Source organism: Mycobacterium sp. BMJ-28, assembly GCF_054404835.1.
Genome location: NZ_CM136783.1, coordinates 48,165 through 60,135 on the forward strand (window position 1 = coordinate 48,165; position 11,971 = coordinate 60,135).

At 68.0% G+C, this 11,971-nt stretch carries 15 protein-coding genes; 10 read left to right on the plus strand and 5 right to left on the minus strand.

Annotated features, from left to right (window positions below; genetic code table 11):
• Window positions 1-90: 90 nt before the first annotated feature.
• A complete protein-coding gene (locus ACXPWS_RS00205; RefSeq protein WP_458710505.1) occupies window positions 91-528 on the plus strand; it encodes an STAS domain-containing protein in 438 nt (145 codons plus the stop codon).
• A gap of 9 nt (window positions 529-537) precedes the next feature.
• On the opposite strand, the gene ACXPWS_RS00210 is transcribed toward ACXPWS_RS00205, so the two are convergent.
• Both ACXPWS_RS00210 and ACXPWS_RS00215 read right to left on the minus strand, forming a co-directional pair.
• Window positions 538-1,215: a PAS and ANTAR domain-containing protein gene (locus ACXPWS_RS00210; protein WP_458710506.1), complete on the minus strand. Its 678-nt coding sequence runs from the start codon at window positions 1,213-1,215 to the stop codon at window positions 538-540.
• 134 nt (window positions 1,216-1,349) lie between these two features.
• Window positions 1,350-2,105, minus strand: a complete 756-nt coding sequence (locus ACXPWS_RS00215; RefSeq protein WP_458710507.1) for an STAS domain-containing protein — start codon at window positions 2,103-2,105, stop codon at window positions 1,350-1,352.
• 206 nt (window positions 2,106-2,311) lie between these two features.
• On the opposite strand from ACXPWS_RS00215, the gene ACXPWS_RS00220 reads away from it, so the two are divergent.
• The 5 genes from ACXPWS_RS00220 to katG all read left to right on the plus strand — a co-directional run bounded on the left by ACXPWS_RS00220 (window position 2,312) and on the right by katG (window position 7,172).
• Window positions 2,312-3,307, plus strand: coding sequence for a helix-turn-helix transcriptional regulator (locus ACXPWS_RS00220; protein ID WP_458710508.1), 996 nt, complete (start codon window positions 2,312-2,314; stop codon window positions 3,305-3,307).
• A gap of 35 nt (window positions 3,308-3,342) precedes the next feature.
• Window positions 3,343-4,047, plus strand: a complete 705-nt coding sequence (locus ACXPWS_RS00225; protein WP_458710509.1) for a GAF and ANTAR domain-containing protein — start codon at window positions 3,343-3,345, stop codon at window positions 4,045-4,047.
• A 71-nt stretch (window positions 4,048-4,118) separates the two neighbouring features.
• Complete coding sequence (locus ACXPWS_RS00230; protein ID WP_458710510.1) at window positions 4,119-4,397, plus strand: GlsB/YeaQ/YmgE family stress response membrane protein; 279 nt, start codon at window positions 4,119-4,121, stop codon at window positions 4,395-4,397.
• 142 nt (window positions 4,398-4,539) lie between these two features.
• Window positions 4,540-4,944, plus strand: a complete 405-nt coding sequence (locus tag ACXPWS_RS00235) for a Fur family transcriptional regulator (RefSeq protein WP_458713775.1) — start codon at window positions 4,540-4,542, stop codon at window positions 4,942-4,944.
• 38 nt (window positions 4,945-4,982) lie between these two features.
• Window positions 4,983-7,172 carry a catalase/peroxidase HPI gene (gene katG / locus ACXPWS_RS00240; RefSeq protein WP_458710511.1) on the plus strand — a complete coding sequence of 730 codons (2,190 nt, stop codon included), beginning with the start codon at window positions 4,983-4,985 and terminating at the stop codon, window positions 7,170-7,172.
• Window positions 7,173-7,231: 59 nt separating this feature from the next.
• On the opposite strand, the gene ACXPWS_RS00245 is transcribed toward katG, so the two are convergent.
• A complete protein-coding gene (locus ACXPWS_RS00245) occupies window positions 7,232-8,107 on the minus strand; it encodes an SDR family oxidoreductase (RefSeq protein ID WP_458710512.1) in 876 nt (291 codons plus the stop codon).
• Window positions 8,108-8,190: 83 nt separating this feature from the next.
• Between ACXPWS_RS00245 and ACXPWS_RS00250 the strand changes: the two genes are divergently transcribed.
• Window positions 8,191-8,754, plus strand: coding sequence for a TetR family transcriptional regulator (locus tag ACXPWS_RS00250; protein WP_458710513.1), 564 nt, complete (start codon window positions 8,191-8,193; stop codon window positions 8,752-8,754).
• A 39-nt stretch (window positions 8,755-8,793) separates the two neighbouring features.
• The gene (locus ACXPWS_RS00255) at window positions 8,794-9,156 is read left to right on the plus strand and encodes a hypothetical protein (protein WP_458710514.1); all 363 of its coding nucleotides are present in this window, start codon (window positions 8,794-8,796) and stop codon (window positions 9,154-9,156) included.
• On the opposite strand, the gene ACXPWS_RS00260 is transcribed toward ACXPWS_RS00255, so the two are convergent.
• Both ACXPWS_RS00260 and ACXPWS_RS00265 read right to left on the minus strand, forming a co-directional pair.
• The gene (locus ACXPWS_RS00260) at window positions 9,137-9,559 is read right to left on the minus strand and encodes an EVE domain-containing protein (protein WP_458710515.1); all 423 of its coding nucleotides are present in this window, start codon (window positions 9,557-9,559) and stop codon (window positions 9,137-9,139) included. The two genes, ACXPWS_RS00255 and ACXPWS_RS00260, sit on opposite strands and share 20 nt — an antisense overlap.
• Before the next feature lie 31 nt (window positions 9,560-9,590).
• Window positions 9,591-10,526, minus strand: a complete 936-nt coding sequence (locus tag ACXPWS_RS00265; protein ID WP_458710516.1) for a DUF808 domain-containing protein — start codon at window positions 10,524-10,526, stop codon at window positions 9,591-9,593.
• A 158-nt stretch (window positions 10,527-10,684) separates the two neighbouring features.
• Here ACXPWS_RS00265 and ACXPWS_RS00270 point away from each other — a divergent pair, with 158 nt between their 5' ends.
• A complete protein-coding gene (locus tag ACXPWS_RS00270) occupies window positions 10,685-11,296 on the plus strand; it encodes a TetR family transcriptional regulator (protein ID WP_458710517.1) in 612 nt (203 codons plus the stop codon).
• Window positions 11,293-11,958, plus strand: a complete 666-nt coding sequence (locus ACXPWS_RS00275) for an enoyl-CoA hydratase-related protein (protein WP_458710518.1) — start codon at window positions 11,293-11,295, stop codon at window positions 11,956-11,958. The genes ACXPWS_RS00270 and ACXPWS_RS00275 overlap by 4 nt, the downstream gene beginning before the upstream one ends.
• Window positions 11,959-11,971 lie beyond the last annotated feature (13 nt).

The following is an 11,971-nucleotide window of genomic DNA, read 5'->3' on the forward strand; positions in this document are numbered from 1 at the left end:
GGTTGAGCCAACAGCTGACTTGTTCCCGCTGATGTTCGGGACGGCAGTTGGTCTGCCGGCCCGGGCGTCCTCACTGTCAGGAAGTGGCCTATGGCACAGGTGCAGTATCGGGACGACGGGCACCGGCGCGCGCAGACCGTCATGACGGTCGCAACCCAGTGGTACGACCCGGCCGTCACGGTGGTGACCGTCGACGGCGTCGTCGACGCCGCGAATGTCGAGCGTCTCATCGACATCGTGCTGGACCGGGCGATGCTGTGTTGTTCGATGATCGTCGACCTGCGCGGCGTCCGCTACATGTCGGTGTCCGGACTGGAGGCGCTGCGGCTGCTGCATGCCCGGTGCGAGGTCGCGGACACGCGGTGGACCGTGATCCCGTCCCCGTCGGTGCAACGGCTGCTGCGACGGTTCGACACCGTCGGCGAAGTGCCGACCACCGAAAGCCTCGAAGCGGCGTTCGCCGCGGCCGAACTGCACGTTCCGATCGTCCAGATCACGCACAAGGCCGGCGCGGGCCGCAGCGCCTGATCGGCGCCGTCAGTTCTGCGCTGCGGCCTCGTCCGAGCGTGAGTTGCCGTCACCTGGCCGGCCGGAAGCGTTCAGCCATTGGTCGAAGAGCATGGCCGCGCTGCCGGTGAGCAACGGGGTGTCGAGTTCCTGGGCCTTGGCCACCAGCCGCTCGGCCAGATCCCGCAGTTTGATGTTCGCGTTCTGCGAGAGCGAGGTCATCACCCGGAAGGCCTGCCCTGCGTTGAGTCCGTAGCGCAGCATCAGCATGCCGACTGCCTGGTTGATGGTCGCGCGGCGCTTGCTGATCGACTCCAGCTCGGCGGTGATCTCCTGCTGCATGTCGGCGTTGAATCCATCGGTGATGTCCACGTAAAAGCCGGCGGTGCCCATCGGTGCGCCGTTCGTGTCGAAACTGCGATCACCGACGACCACCACCAGGCGGGTCTGGCCGGACGCGTCGACGATGCGATGCCGACTGCTGAACGCGGCCCCGTGCAGTCGCACTTCTTCGATCAGTTCGGCCACCGTGGTGCGGTCGTCGGGATGCTTGTGCGCCAACATCAGTTCGGTGGTCGGGGTGACGCTCCCCGGTTGATAGCCGTGCATGAGTGCCACCTCATCCGACCACTCCCAGGTGTCCGATGCGGAGAGGTACCGAAAGGAGCCGGCAGGTAGCGAGTTGTGTGCCGGCGCGTCGTCGACCATCGCGACACCGTAAATCGGATGCGGCGGTGGATGCGCACACGCCACGAGAGCTCTTCGCTACCTGGCTAACGAATGCGCCGAACGAACTGCGGCCCTCCGGCGACCCGAACCGCTTGGCACACATCGAGTCCCGCCTACAACGCGTTCTCCGGACCCAACACTGCCCACACCGTCTTACCCGATGTCGTCGGCGCCGACCCCCAGGCCCGGCTCAACGCCGCCACCACCGCAAGTCCCGACACCGGGCTGGCGCCACCGCCGGGTTGCTCCCTGCGCTGTGCCGGTGCCGGGCTGGCGTCCTGCACGGCCACGGTGACGTGGTCGCCGTCGCACTCCACGATCAGGGCAACGGCGGAATCGGTGTGCAGCACCGCATTTTCGACGAGCTCGGACGCGACGGTGCAGGCTCCAGGGATCATCGCCTTCCGCGACCACGCGGTCAGCCAGATACCGATCAACTGCCGGGCCCGGGCGGGGCTGAGCGCCGCGGCGGGAAGTCGGGCGCGGGCACGCTGGCGGGCTCGGTATCCCTGCGTGGCACACTCGGCACGCGCCTCCCGCACCGAGCGGTACACCGGGACGTAACGGCTGATGCCGTCGCGCCGAAGGGCGTCACGAATCCCGGAGTCGGCACACACCAGAACGATCGGCACCCCGGGCCAGACGCGAACATGCCAGCGCGCGCTGGTGAACACCGACCATGCGGATGCGGCCGGAACAGACAGGGCATTGACGTCGACGATGACCACGGGGGGCTCCGCCAGCGCCGCCTCGAGGACGGCGTCACGCAGCGTCCGGTAGGTGCGCCCGTCCAATATTCCGGTGCAGTACAGCGTGCGATCCCCGGACCGGCCGACGGCGGGTCCGTCGATCCGGAGCGACTCAGTCACCGGCCCTGCCATCAACTCCGTGAACCACCACACGTCAGGCGTACCCGGCACTGCGGTGGTAAAACACCCGCGCCGCGGTGAACGGTATGCTTCCGTTGTCCGGCTGAGCAAAAGCCGTCCCCGTCCTGCTCGCCGTCAGGTGAACAGGTCCGGTGTCAACTGGCCCACCTTGGCAGAGCGGACCGATCGTGAATTTGGCTCCCGGCATGACCACCACCGGAGACGAACAGCCCCAGGCTGTCGCGCCCAACGGCGAACGAATCGGGTCGGTCCCCCGAGTCGGAACGACCGTGTTCACCGCCACCGATACGGCCGCCGAACGCGCATACCTGGATGATCTGTACGGCGAGGCCCTGTTCGTAGAGGGAATCGGTCCGGGAAACGAGGTGACGCACCGGCGCAGCGCCGCCGTCGGGTTCGCCGTGGACGAGATCAGCATCCGGCACAGGGCCCGCGTCGTGGCGCGCCCGCGCAGCGGCGTGATGATCGGGACCGCACTCGACGCGACGGTGCACTTCGGCGGTGGACCCGAGACCCACCCCGGCGACTCGGTGCTCACCGATGAGCGCAGGAACTGGTCCGCGGTGGTGGACACCGCCACCATCCAGGTGATCACCGTCGAGCCGTGGTTGCTCCGTAAGGCCGCGGACGAGCAGCTGTATTCGCACGCGGATCCGCTGAAGGCACTGCTGCCCTATCCGAGTACCGCGGCGTTCGGCGAAATCTGGAAACACACGGTGGTCTACGTGGTCCAGACCATGGCGGCGGGAGCCCCGCGCCCGCTCATCGACGCCTCCGGCCAGGTGCTGGCCGCGGCCGTGCTGTCCTGTTTCGGCCGGCCGGATGCGCCCACTGTGCCGGCCGTCCAGGACCCCGCGTTGCCGCTGTCGTTGCGCCGGGCGATGGCCTTCATCGCCGCCAGTGCGCGTGACGAGGTCGGTGTGCAGGAGATGGCGGGAGCGGTGCACCTGTCGCCGCGGGCCGTCCAGTACCTGTTCCGCAAGCACCTGGGCGAGACCCCTACCGAACATCTGCGCCGGGTGCGGCTGCAGCGTGCCCACCTGGATCTGGTGGCCGGCCATCACAGCACCACCACGGTGTCCGAGGTGGCCCGGCGCTGGGGATTCGGCCATACCGGCCGATTCGCCGTGCTCTACCGCGAAACTTATGGTGTCAGCCCGCATATGACGTTGCGCGGCTAGGAGGAAAGTGTGCAGATGACCCAGGATGCGGTGCGGTGACGCACAGTTACGACGACGCCCTCGCGGCGGCGATGCAAGACCTGGCCGGCTTCGCCGTGGACGGACGCAAGCCGATCGAATTGACATTGTCGGAACTGACCGAGGCCGCGGTGCAACTCGTCGAAGGCGTCGACTGCGCCGGTGTGCTGCTGATCAAGGACGGCGAGTTCATCTCTGTCGCAGGCACTTCGGCGGTGGCCAGCACCCTGGACCAGGCCCAGCGGGACACCGGTGAGGGGCCCTGTGTGGACGCCGCCGAGCGCGACGTCATCGTGCGCTGCAACGATCTGCGCGCGGACAGCCGCTGGCCGCGGTTCTCTGAGATCGCGATATCGACCGGTGTGCTCAGCGTGATGTCCTTCCGGCTCTACACCCAGGGCGTGGACAGCGGCGCGCTCAATCTGTTCGGGTTCGGGACCGGGTCGTTCACCGCGGAACCGGAAGCGCTGGGCGCGATGCTCGCCACGCATGCCGCCGTCTCGCTGGCTGCCTCGAACCGCCAGTTGCAGTTCGAGTCGGCACTGGCCAGCCGGGATCTGATCGGGCAGGCCAAGGGCATCATCATGGAGCGTTTCAACGTGGATGCCGTCCGGGCCTTCGACCTTTTGCGGCGGATCTCCCAGGAGTCCAACACCTCGGTGAAGGAAATCGCGGCGCGGTTGACCGAGCGTGGCGAGACGGCCACCGACGGCCTGGTTTGAGCGAGGTCCGCAGCGGGCAATCCCGATGTGGGCGCGCCACCGGGGTGCTCCCTGCAGACAGGAGTACGACCATGATCGGGACCATCATCAGCGCCCTCGTGGTAGGGCTGATCATCGGTGTCCTGGCTCGGCTGGTCATGCCGGGCAAGCAGGACATCGGCATCCTCATGACGATCGCGCTCGGCGCAGTCGGTTCGCTGATCGGCAGCTGGGCGACCTACCAATTGGGCTATCAGAATGCCAATGGCGGTTGGGAGATCATCCCGTTCGTCGTCGGCATCGTCGTTGCGGCCGTGCTGATCGCGGTGTATCTGGCCGTCCGCGGCCGTTCGTCACACGTCACGCACTGACCTCTCTCACCCGAAAGCCCCGGCCGCGGCCGGGGCTTTCGCATGTCTGGATGTCATCCGGATGTCGCCAACCTTTTTCTTGACTAATTCCAGTTAAGGGACGAGACTCGTCCGCGTGGATGGCGTGCAGGAGTTCCAGCAGATGCTGCGGGATGCCTCTCTGCGCGTCACCCGTCCGCGGGTCGCGGTGCTGAGCGCCGTGCATGCCCACCCACACGCGGATACCGAGACGGTCATCCGCGCAGTGCGGACGGATCTGCCCGACGTGTCGCATCAGACGGTGTACGACGCGCTCAACGCGTTGACCGCCGCGGGCCTGGTCCGCCGAATCCAGCCTTCCGGTTCGGTGGCGCGCTATGAGTCGCGGGTCGGGGACAACCACCACCATGTGGTGTGCCGTACATGCGGTGTGATCGCCGACGTCGACTGCGCGGCAGGCGAAGCACCGTGTCTGACGGCATCGGATGACCTCGGCTTCAAGATCGACGAGGCCGAAGTCATCTATTGGGGCATCTGCCCCGATTGTGCTCTGGCACAACCTGTTTGATCATCAGTAACCAGTCCGACAGCCCCGAAGAGGATCACATGCCCGAAACATCCCCGCCCATCGGTGAAGCCCAGACAGAGCCCGCTGAAAGCGGTTGTCCCATGCGGATCAAGCCGCCCGTCGAGGGTGGCAGCAACCGCGACTGGTGGCCCAACGCGGTCAACCTGAAGATCCTGCAGAAGGATCCCGACGTCATCAACCCGCTCGACCCCGGATTCGATTACAGCGCCGCGGTGCAGACCCTGGACTTCGACCAGCTGGCGGCCGACGTCGACGCCGTGATGACCGACTCGCAGGACTGGTGGCCCGCCGACTTCGGGCACTACGGCCCGTTCTTCATCCGGATGTCCTGGCACGCCGCCGGCACTTACCGGGTCGAGGACGGCCGCGGCGGTGGCGGTAAGGGCATGCAGCGGTTCGCCCCGCTGAACAGCTGGCCCGACAACGTCAGCCTGGACAAGGCCCGTCGGCTGCTGTGGCCGGTGAAGAAGAAGTACGGCAAGAAGCTGTCCTGGTCCGACCTGCTGGTGTTCGCGGGCAACCGGGCCCTGGAGAACATGGGCTTCAAGACCGCGGGCTTCGCGTTCGGCCGCCCGGACTACTGGGAGCCCGAAGAGGACATCTACTGGGGCGCCGAGCACGAGTGGCTGGGCTCGCAGGAGCGCTACGCCGGTTCAGGCAGCGACCGGACGAAGCTGGAGAACCCGCTCGGGGCCAGCCATATGGGCCTGATCTACGTGAACCCCGAAGGCCCCGAGGGCAACCCGGATCCGGTGGCTGCCGCCATCGACATCCGCGAGACCTTCGGCCGGATGGCGATGAACGACGAGGAGACCGCCGCGCTGATCGTCGGCGGCCACACCTTCGGCAAGACCCACGGCGCCACCGAGGTGGAGAACGGTGTGGAGCCCGAGGCCGCCCCGCTGGAGATGCAGGGCCTGGGCTGGGCCAACTCGGGCGTCGGCAACGAGACCGTGAGCAGTGGCCTCGAGGTGACCTGGACCCACACCCCGACCAAGTGGGACAACTCGTTCCTCGAGATCCTGTACGGCAACGAGTGGGAGTTGTTCAAGAGCCCGGCGGGCGCCAACCAGTGGCGGCCCAAGGACGGCGGCTGGGCCAACTCGGTGCCGATGGCGCAGGGCGACGGCAAGACCCATCCGGCGATGCTGACCACGGACCTGTCCATGCGGATGGACCCGATCTACGGCGCGATCACCCGCCGTTGGCTGGACCACCCGGAGGAGCTGGCCGACGCGTTCGCCAAGGCCTGGTTCAAGCTGCTGCACCGTGACCTGGGTCCGGTCTCGCGTTACCTCGGTCCGCTGGTGCCCCAGCAGACCTGGCTGTGGCAGGACATCGTCCCCGCCGGCAAGAAGATCGGCGATGCCGATGTCGCCAAGCTCAAGGCGGCCATCGCCGACTCGGGCCTGACTGTGCCGCAGTTGGTTTCGACGGCATGGAAGGCCGCCGCGTCCTACCGGCACAGCGATATGCGCGGCGGCGCCAACGGTGGGCGGATCCGGCTGCAGCCGCAGCTGGGTTGGGAAGCCAACGAGACCGACGAGCTGGTCCCGGTGATCGCCAAGCTGGAGGAGATCCAGGCGTCCGCCGGTGTCGACGTGTCGTTCGCCGACCTGGTCGTGTTGGCCGGCAACGTGGGTGTCGAAACCGCCGCCAAGGCAGCCGGATTCGATATCACCGTGCCGTTCACCTCCGGGCGTGGCGATGCCACCCAGGAACAGACCGATGTCGAGTCGTTCGCCTACCTGGAGCCCAAGGCCGATGGTTTCCGCAACTACGCCGGCAAGGGTCTGCCGCTGCCGTCGGAGTACGTGCTCATCGACCGGGCCAACCAGCTGAACCTGTCCGGCCCGGAGATGACGGTGCTGATCGGCGGTCTGCGCGTGCTGGGCGCCAACTACCAGGGCACCGACCTCGGTGTGCTCACCGACAAGCCGGGGCAGTTGAGCACCGACTTCTTCGTCAACCTGCTGGACATGAGCACCAAGTGGACGCCGTCCTCGGCCGAGGACGGCACCTACGTCGGCACTGACCGGGCCACCGGTGCGCCGAAGTGGACCGCCAGCCGCGTCGACCTGCTGTTCGGGTCGAACTCGCAGCTGCGGGCGCTGGTCGAGGTGTACGCCGAGGACGACGCGAAGGAGAAGTTCGTCAAGGACTTCGTCGCCGCGTGGACCAAGGTCACCGACGCCGACCTGTTCTAACTGCAGCCCCCTGATCCAGGCCGGTCCCTTCGGGGGCCGGCCTGGATTCATCTGTGGGGTCAGCCGGCGAAGTAGTGGCCCTGCGCCAGATCCTGCAGCAGCTCGATCTCAATCGGCTTCCAGCCCAGCGCTTCCCGGGTCCGCACACTGGAGGCCGCCATGTCCAGCGCGAAGAACGCCCCGAGCCAACCGAAGTGTTCGGACGGTTCGGGCCGCACCGGCAGCCCCAGCTGGCTGCCGATCGCCCCGGCGATATCGCGGGTCGCGATGCCCTCCTCGGCGACCGCGTGCAGGAAGGTGCCGGCCGGGAGGTCGCCTTCGATCGCGAGCCGGAACGCCCGGGCGGCGTCGAGTCGATGCACGGCAGGCCACCGGTTGGACCCGTCGCCGGGGTAGCCGGCCACCCCGGTTTCGCGGGCGATCTCGATGAGCCGCGGTACGAAGCCGTGATCCCCGGTGCCGTGCACGGTCGGCGGCAGCCGCAGCGCCAGCACCCGGACCCCGCGTTCGGTGAATGCCAGTGCCGCCGCCTCGGATTGCCGGGGGACACCGGGTGAGGCGGCGTCGGTCTCGGTGATCAGCCCGCCCGAGCCGAGGGCGGCCATCCCGGAGGTCACGATCAGCGTGCGGTGCGAACCGGCGAGCGTGTCGCCGAGCACCTCGATGGCTTGCCGGTCCAGTTCGGATGCCCGCGCGTAGTCGGTGAAATCGTGGTGGAAGGCCAGGTGCGCGACGGCGTCGGCGTGCTCGGCGGCCGCCCGCAAGGTGTCGGGTCGGTCGAGATCGCCGAGGTGCGCGGTGGCCCCGGCCGCCCGGATCGATTCGGCCGATTCGGCCGAGCGGGCCAGACCTGTGACCTGATGGCCGGCCGCGACCAGCTCGGCGACCACCGCCGAGCCGATGAATCCAGATGCCCCGGTGACGAAGATGCGCATGAGATCCTCCAGTGATGTCAGTAGCTGTCATCGCTACAACGACGATGGCAGTCGCTGTCATTCCCGGCGGCTAGGATTCTGGCGTGAGCCGGTGGCAGCCCAACGCCCGAGGCCGTCTGGAAGAGGCGGCCCTGCAGCTCTACGCCTCGCGCGGTTTCGACGCGACGACGGTGGCCGAGATCGCCGAACGGGCGGGGCTCACCGAGCGCACCTTCTTCCGGCATTTCACCGACAAGCGCGAGGTGTTGTTCTCCGGACAGACCGCGCTCACCGAGTCGATGGTTGCCGCGGTGGCCGGGCAGCCCACCGGTACCGCCCCGATCGATGCGGTGGGCGCCGCGCTGCGCGCCGCGGGGATGGCCATCGGCGGTCGCCGCGACAGTGCCCGGCAGCGTCAGGCGGTGATCGCTGCCAATACCGGACTGCAGGAACGTGAGTTGATCAAGCTGGCCGCCCTCGGTGTCGCGCTCACCGATGCGCTGCGCGCACGCGGGGAGGCGGAGCTGACGGCGCGGCTCACCGCCGAGGCGGGTGTCGCGGTGTTCAAGGTGGCTTTCGAACGGTGGATCGGTACCGATGACGATGCCGAACTGGTCGACGCGATCGCCGAGGCGATCGACGAATTGAGAGCCGTCGCCAGCGCTTAAACTGTTCCCCCGCAGCGCAAATCGGCCTACCATTTAGGTGTGTCATTCCCGGTATGGGCCGGCGAATGGGGGATTGCGCCGCACTACACGCACGGCCGGACGCGAACGCTGAGCCGATGGCAAGCGCGGCACTGGAGTCGGCGTTTTTCCGGCGTCGGCGTCACCATCACCGCGGCCCGGCTCCGGCAGTTGGTCGCGGGCACCACCGCGACCGACGACGAGATGACCGATGTCCGCTTCGCGCTCACCGCTCTGGACATCGAAGCGCAGCGGCATCAGACCGCGATGCGCCAGGCCAGGAGCAGCGCCGTGCAAGGGCTGATCTTCGTGGCAGTGGCCCTGGTCGCGCTGAACGCATTGCTGTGCCTGGCCTTCCTGATGCTCAGCGCGGTCCCTCGATGACGGTGCCGCACATGGCCGTCTGGATCACCTGGAAGTCGGACTGCTCTATCGGAAACAGCCCGAACCGGAACCGGTAACCCCACCGGGCCTTGTCCACGATGAAGGCCAGCCGTTCCAAGAGGGGCCGGATCGGTGTCTCGGTACACGGCTGAAATTCGACGCGGCGGCGCCAGTGCCCGTTGTCGGCCTCATAGGGTTCGTCGTCGGCGACCCGGCCGACGGCGGTGAATGCCTGCAGTGGTTCACCATTGGGGTAATCGGTCTTCGGTGAATAGAAGGCGATCCAGTCATCGCGGGCCAGCTTGCGTAGTCCGTGTGGCTTGCCGTGGTTGGCTTGGGTGAAGCCGCCGGCGACGCCGCGCTCGACGTGGCCGCGGCTCACGGTGTTGATCCAGTACGTCATGCCCGCACGTTACGGACACGGTCTGACAGATTCAGTCGGACTTCTTGCCGAACGGCAGCACCTGGATGACGCCGACCACGATGCACCCGACCACCAGGCCGACGACCGCCGAGGCGGCGGTGTTGGTCAGCCAGGCCAGCAGCCCACCGATGCCCTGCGCGGCGTGATGCACGAACTGCTCGGCATGGTGCACCAGGCCGTAGGGGGCATGCCAGCCGAGGGTGTCGGTACCGGTCAACAGGATGTGCCCGCCGACCCACAGCATCGCGACGGTGCCGATGGTGGACAGCGCGGCCAACACCATGGGCATGCCGGTCACCAACCCTCGGCCGACTTTCTGCACCAGGCGGGATTGGCGCTGCGCCAGGTTGAGGCCGACGTCGTCCATCTTCACCAGGACGCCGACGACGCCGTAGACGGCGGCGGTGATCACCAGCGCCACGATCACCAGGATGATCAGCCGCGGGACGAACGGCTGGTGGGCCACCTCGTTGAGCGCGATCACCATGATCTCGGCGGACAGGATGAAGTCGGTCCGGATGGCGCCGGACGTCATCGCCTTCTCGTCGACCGCGGCGCCGGGCGCCCCGTGCGATGCGTCGGCGTCGTGGTGCAGGAACCGGCCCAGCACCTTCTCGGCGCCCTCGAAGCAGAGGTAGGTGGCCCCGATCATCAGGATCGGGGTGAGCAGCCACGGCGCGAACTGGCTGAGCAACAGCGCGGCCGGGAGGATGAACACCAGCTTGTTGCGCAATGACCCGATGGCGATCCGCTTGATCATCGGCAGCTCGCGGTCGGCGGTGATGCCGTGGACGTACTGCGGGGTCACCGCGGTGTCATCGATCACCACGCCGGCCGCCTTGGCCGTCGCCTTGCCGGTGGCCGCGCCGATGTCGTCGATCGAGGCGGCCGCCAGCCGTGCCAATGCGGCGATGTCGTCGAGCAGTCCGAACAGGCCGGCGCTCACGCGCGATCCCGCTGTGCACTCATGCGCGATCCCGCTGCGCTTCTCGCTGCCGCACTCATGGCGTTGCCCCGCATGTACCGCAGGCTACCTTCCTGGCCGTCGGCTGTGCGGGCCGAACGTCGTTGATAACAGAGCAAACGCTCTGTTATGGTGGCGGCATGCCACGGCCCCGCCTCTACGACCCGGATGCCGTGCTGGACGCCGTCGAGACGCTGGCCGTTGCGCACGGGCCGTCGGCCGTCACCGTGCGCGCCGTGGCGACCGCCGCGGGCATCTCCAACGGCGCGCTCTACCACAACTTTTCGTCGCGTTCGGAACTGCTGGGCCGGGCCTGGCTGCGGGCAGGCAACCGGTTCCTGGAAATCCTGGACACCCTGATCGACCACGCCGGTGACCCGGTGGACGCGGTGGTGGCCGCCGCGGGCGCGCCGGGCGTGATCGCCGACCGTTACCCGGCGTCGGGGCGACTGGTGCTCACCGTGCGCCGGGAGGACATCTTGGACGCCGAGATGCCCGACGAGGTGGCACGCGATCTGCACGCCCTGCAGGAACGCCTGGTCGCGACCATGGTTCGGCTGGCCCACAACCTGTGGGGCCGCCGGGACCGGGCCGCCGCCGACACCATCACCATCTGCATCGTCGACCTGCCGACCGCCATCCTGCTGTCCCGCGACCGCCTGGCCAGCCCCACCGCACGTGCCCAACTCGGCGCCGCCGTGCGCGCCGTGCTCGATATCGGACCACCACCCCCGAAAGGAACCCGTCCATGACATCCACCCTGGAATACGTCGACAACATCGCCGTCCTGAATCTCGGTGACGACGAAAACCGTTTCGCACCCGAGTTTCTCGACGTGCTCAACGGGCATCTGGACAAGGTGCTCGCCGACGGCGCCGCTGCGCTGCTGACCACCGCGGCCGGCAAGTTCTACACCAACGGACTGGACCTGGACTGGCTGATGGCCAACGGGGACCGCACCCAGTGGTACGTCGGGCAGGTGCAGGGATTGCTGGCCCGGGTGCTCACCCTGCCCATCCCCACCGCGGCGGCCATCGTCGGGCACGCCTTCGGCGCCGGGGCGATGCTGGCCATGGCGCATGACTTCCGGGTGATGCGCGCCGACCGCGGGTACTTCTGTTTCCCGGAGGCCGACATCCGCATCCCGTTCACCGACGGGATGGCGGCGCTGATCCAGGCCAAGCTCACCCCGCAGGCGGCCGTCGCATCGATGACCACCGGCAGGCGGTTCGGCGGAGCCGATGCCGCGTCCTACGCGATCGTCGACGCCACCGCGGGGGAGGGCGCCGTCGACGGCGCCGCGCTGGACATCCTGCGCCCGTTGGCCGGAAAAGATCCCGGCACCCTCGGGGCGATCAAGCAGACGATGTTCGGTGCCGCGGCCGAAACCCTCAAGGCCGCAACGCCGCACTGACCCGGTGCCGGTC

Excerpts from the sequence above, each read along its gene's own strand:
- ACXPWS_RS00205 (WP_458710505.1), top strand. The coding sequence starts at position 91 with ATGGCACAGGTGCAGTATCGGGACGACGGGCACCGGCGCGCGCAGACC.
- ACXPWS_RS00210 (WP_458710506.1), bottom strand. The coding sequence starts at position 1,215 with ATGGTCGACGACGCGCCGGCACACAACTCGCTACCTGCCGGCTCCTTT.
- ACXPWS_RS00220 (WP_458710508.1), top strand. The coding sequence starts at position 2,312 with ATGACCACCACCGGAGACGAACAGCCCCAGGCTGTCGCGCCCAACGGC.
- ACXPWS_RS00230 (WP_458710510.1), top strand. The coding sequence starts at position 4,119 with ATGATCGGGACCATCATCAGCGCCCTCGTGGTAGGGCTGATCATCGGT.
- ACXPWS_RS00235 (WP_458713775.1), top strand. The coding sequence starts at position 4,540 with ATGCTGCGGGATGCCTCTCTGCGCGTCACCCGTCCGCGGGTCGCGGTG.
- katG (WP_458710511.1), top strand. The coding sequence starts at position 4,983 with ATGCCCGAAACATCCCCGCCCATCGGTGAAGCCCAGACAGAGCCCGCT.
- ACXPWS_RS00245 (WP_458710512.1), bottom strand. The coding sequence starts at position 8,107 with ATGCGCATCTTCGTCACCGGGGCATCTGGATTCATCGGCTCGGCGGTG.
- ACXPWS_RS00260 (WP_458710515.1), bottom strand. The coding sequence starts at position 9,559 with ATGACGTACTGGATCAACACCGTGAGCCGCGGCCACGTCGAGCGCGGC.
- ACXPWS_RS00270 (WP_458710517.1), top strand. The coding sequence starts at position 10,685 with ATGCCACGGCCCCGCCTCTACGACCCGGATGCCGTGCTGGACGCCGTC.
- ACXPWS_RS00275 (WP_458710518.1), top strand. The coding sequence starts at position 11,293 with ATGACATCCACCCTGGAATACGTCGACAACATCGCCGTCCTGAATCTC.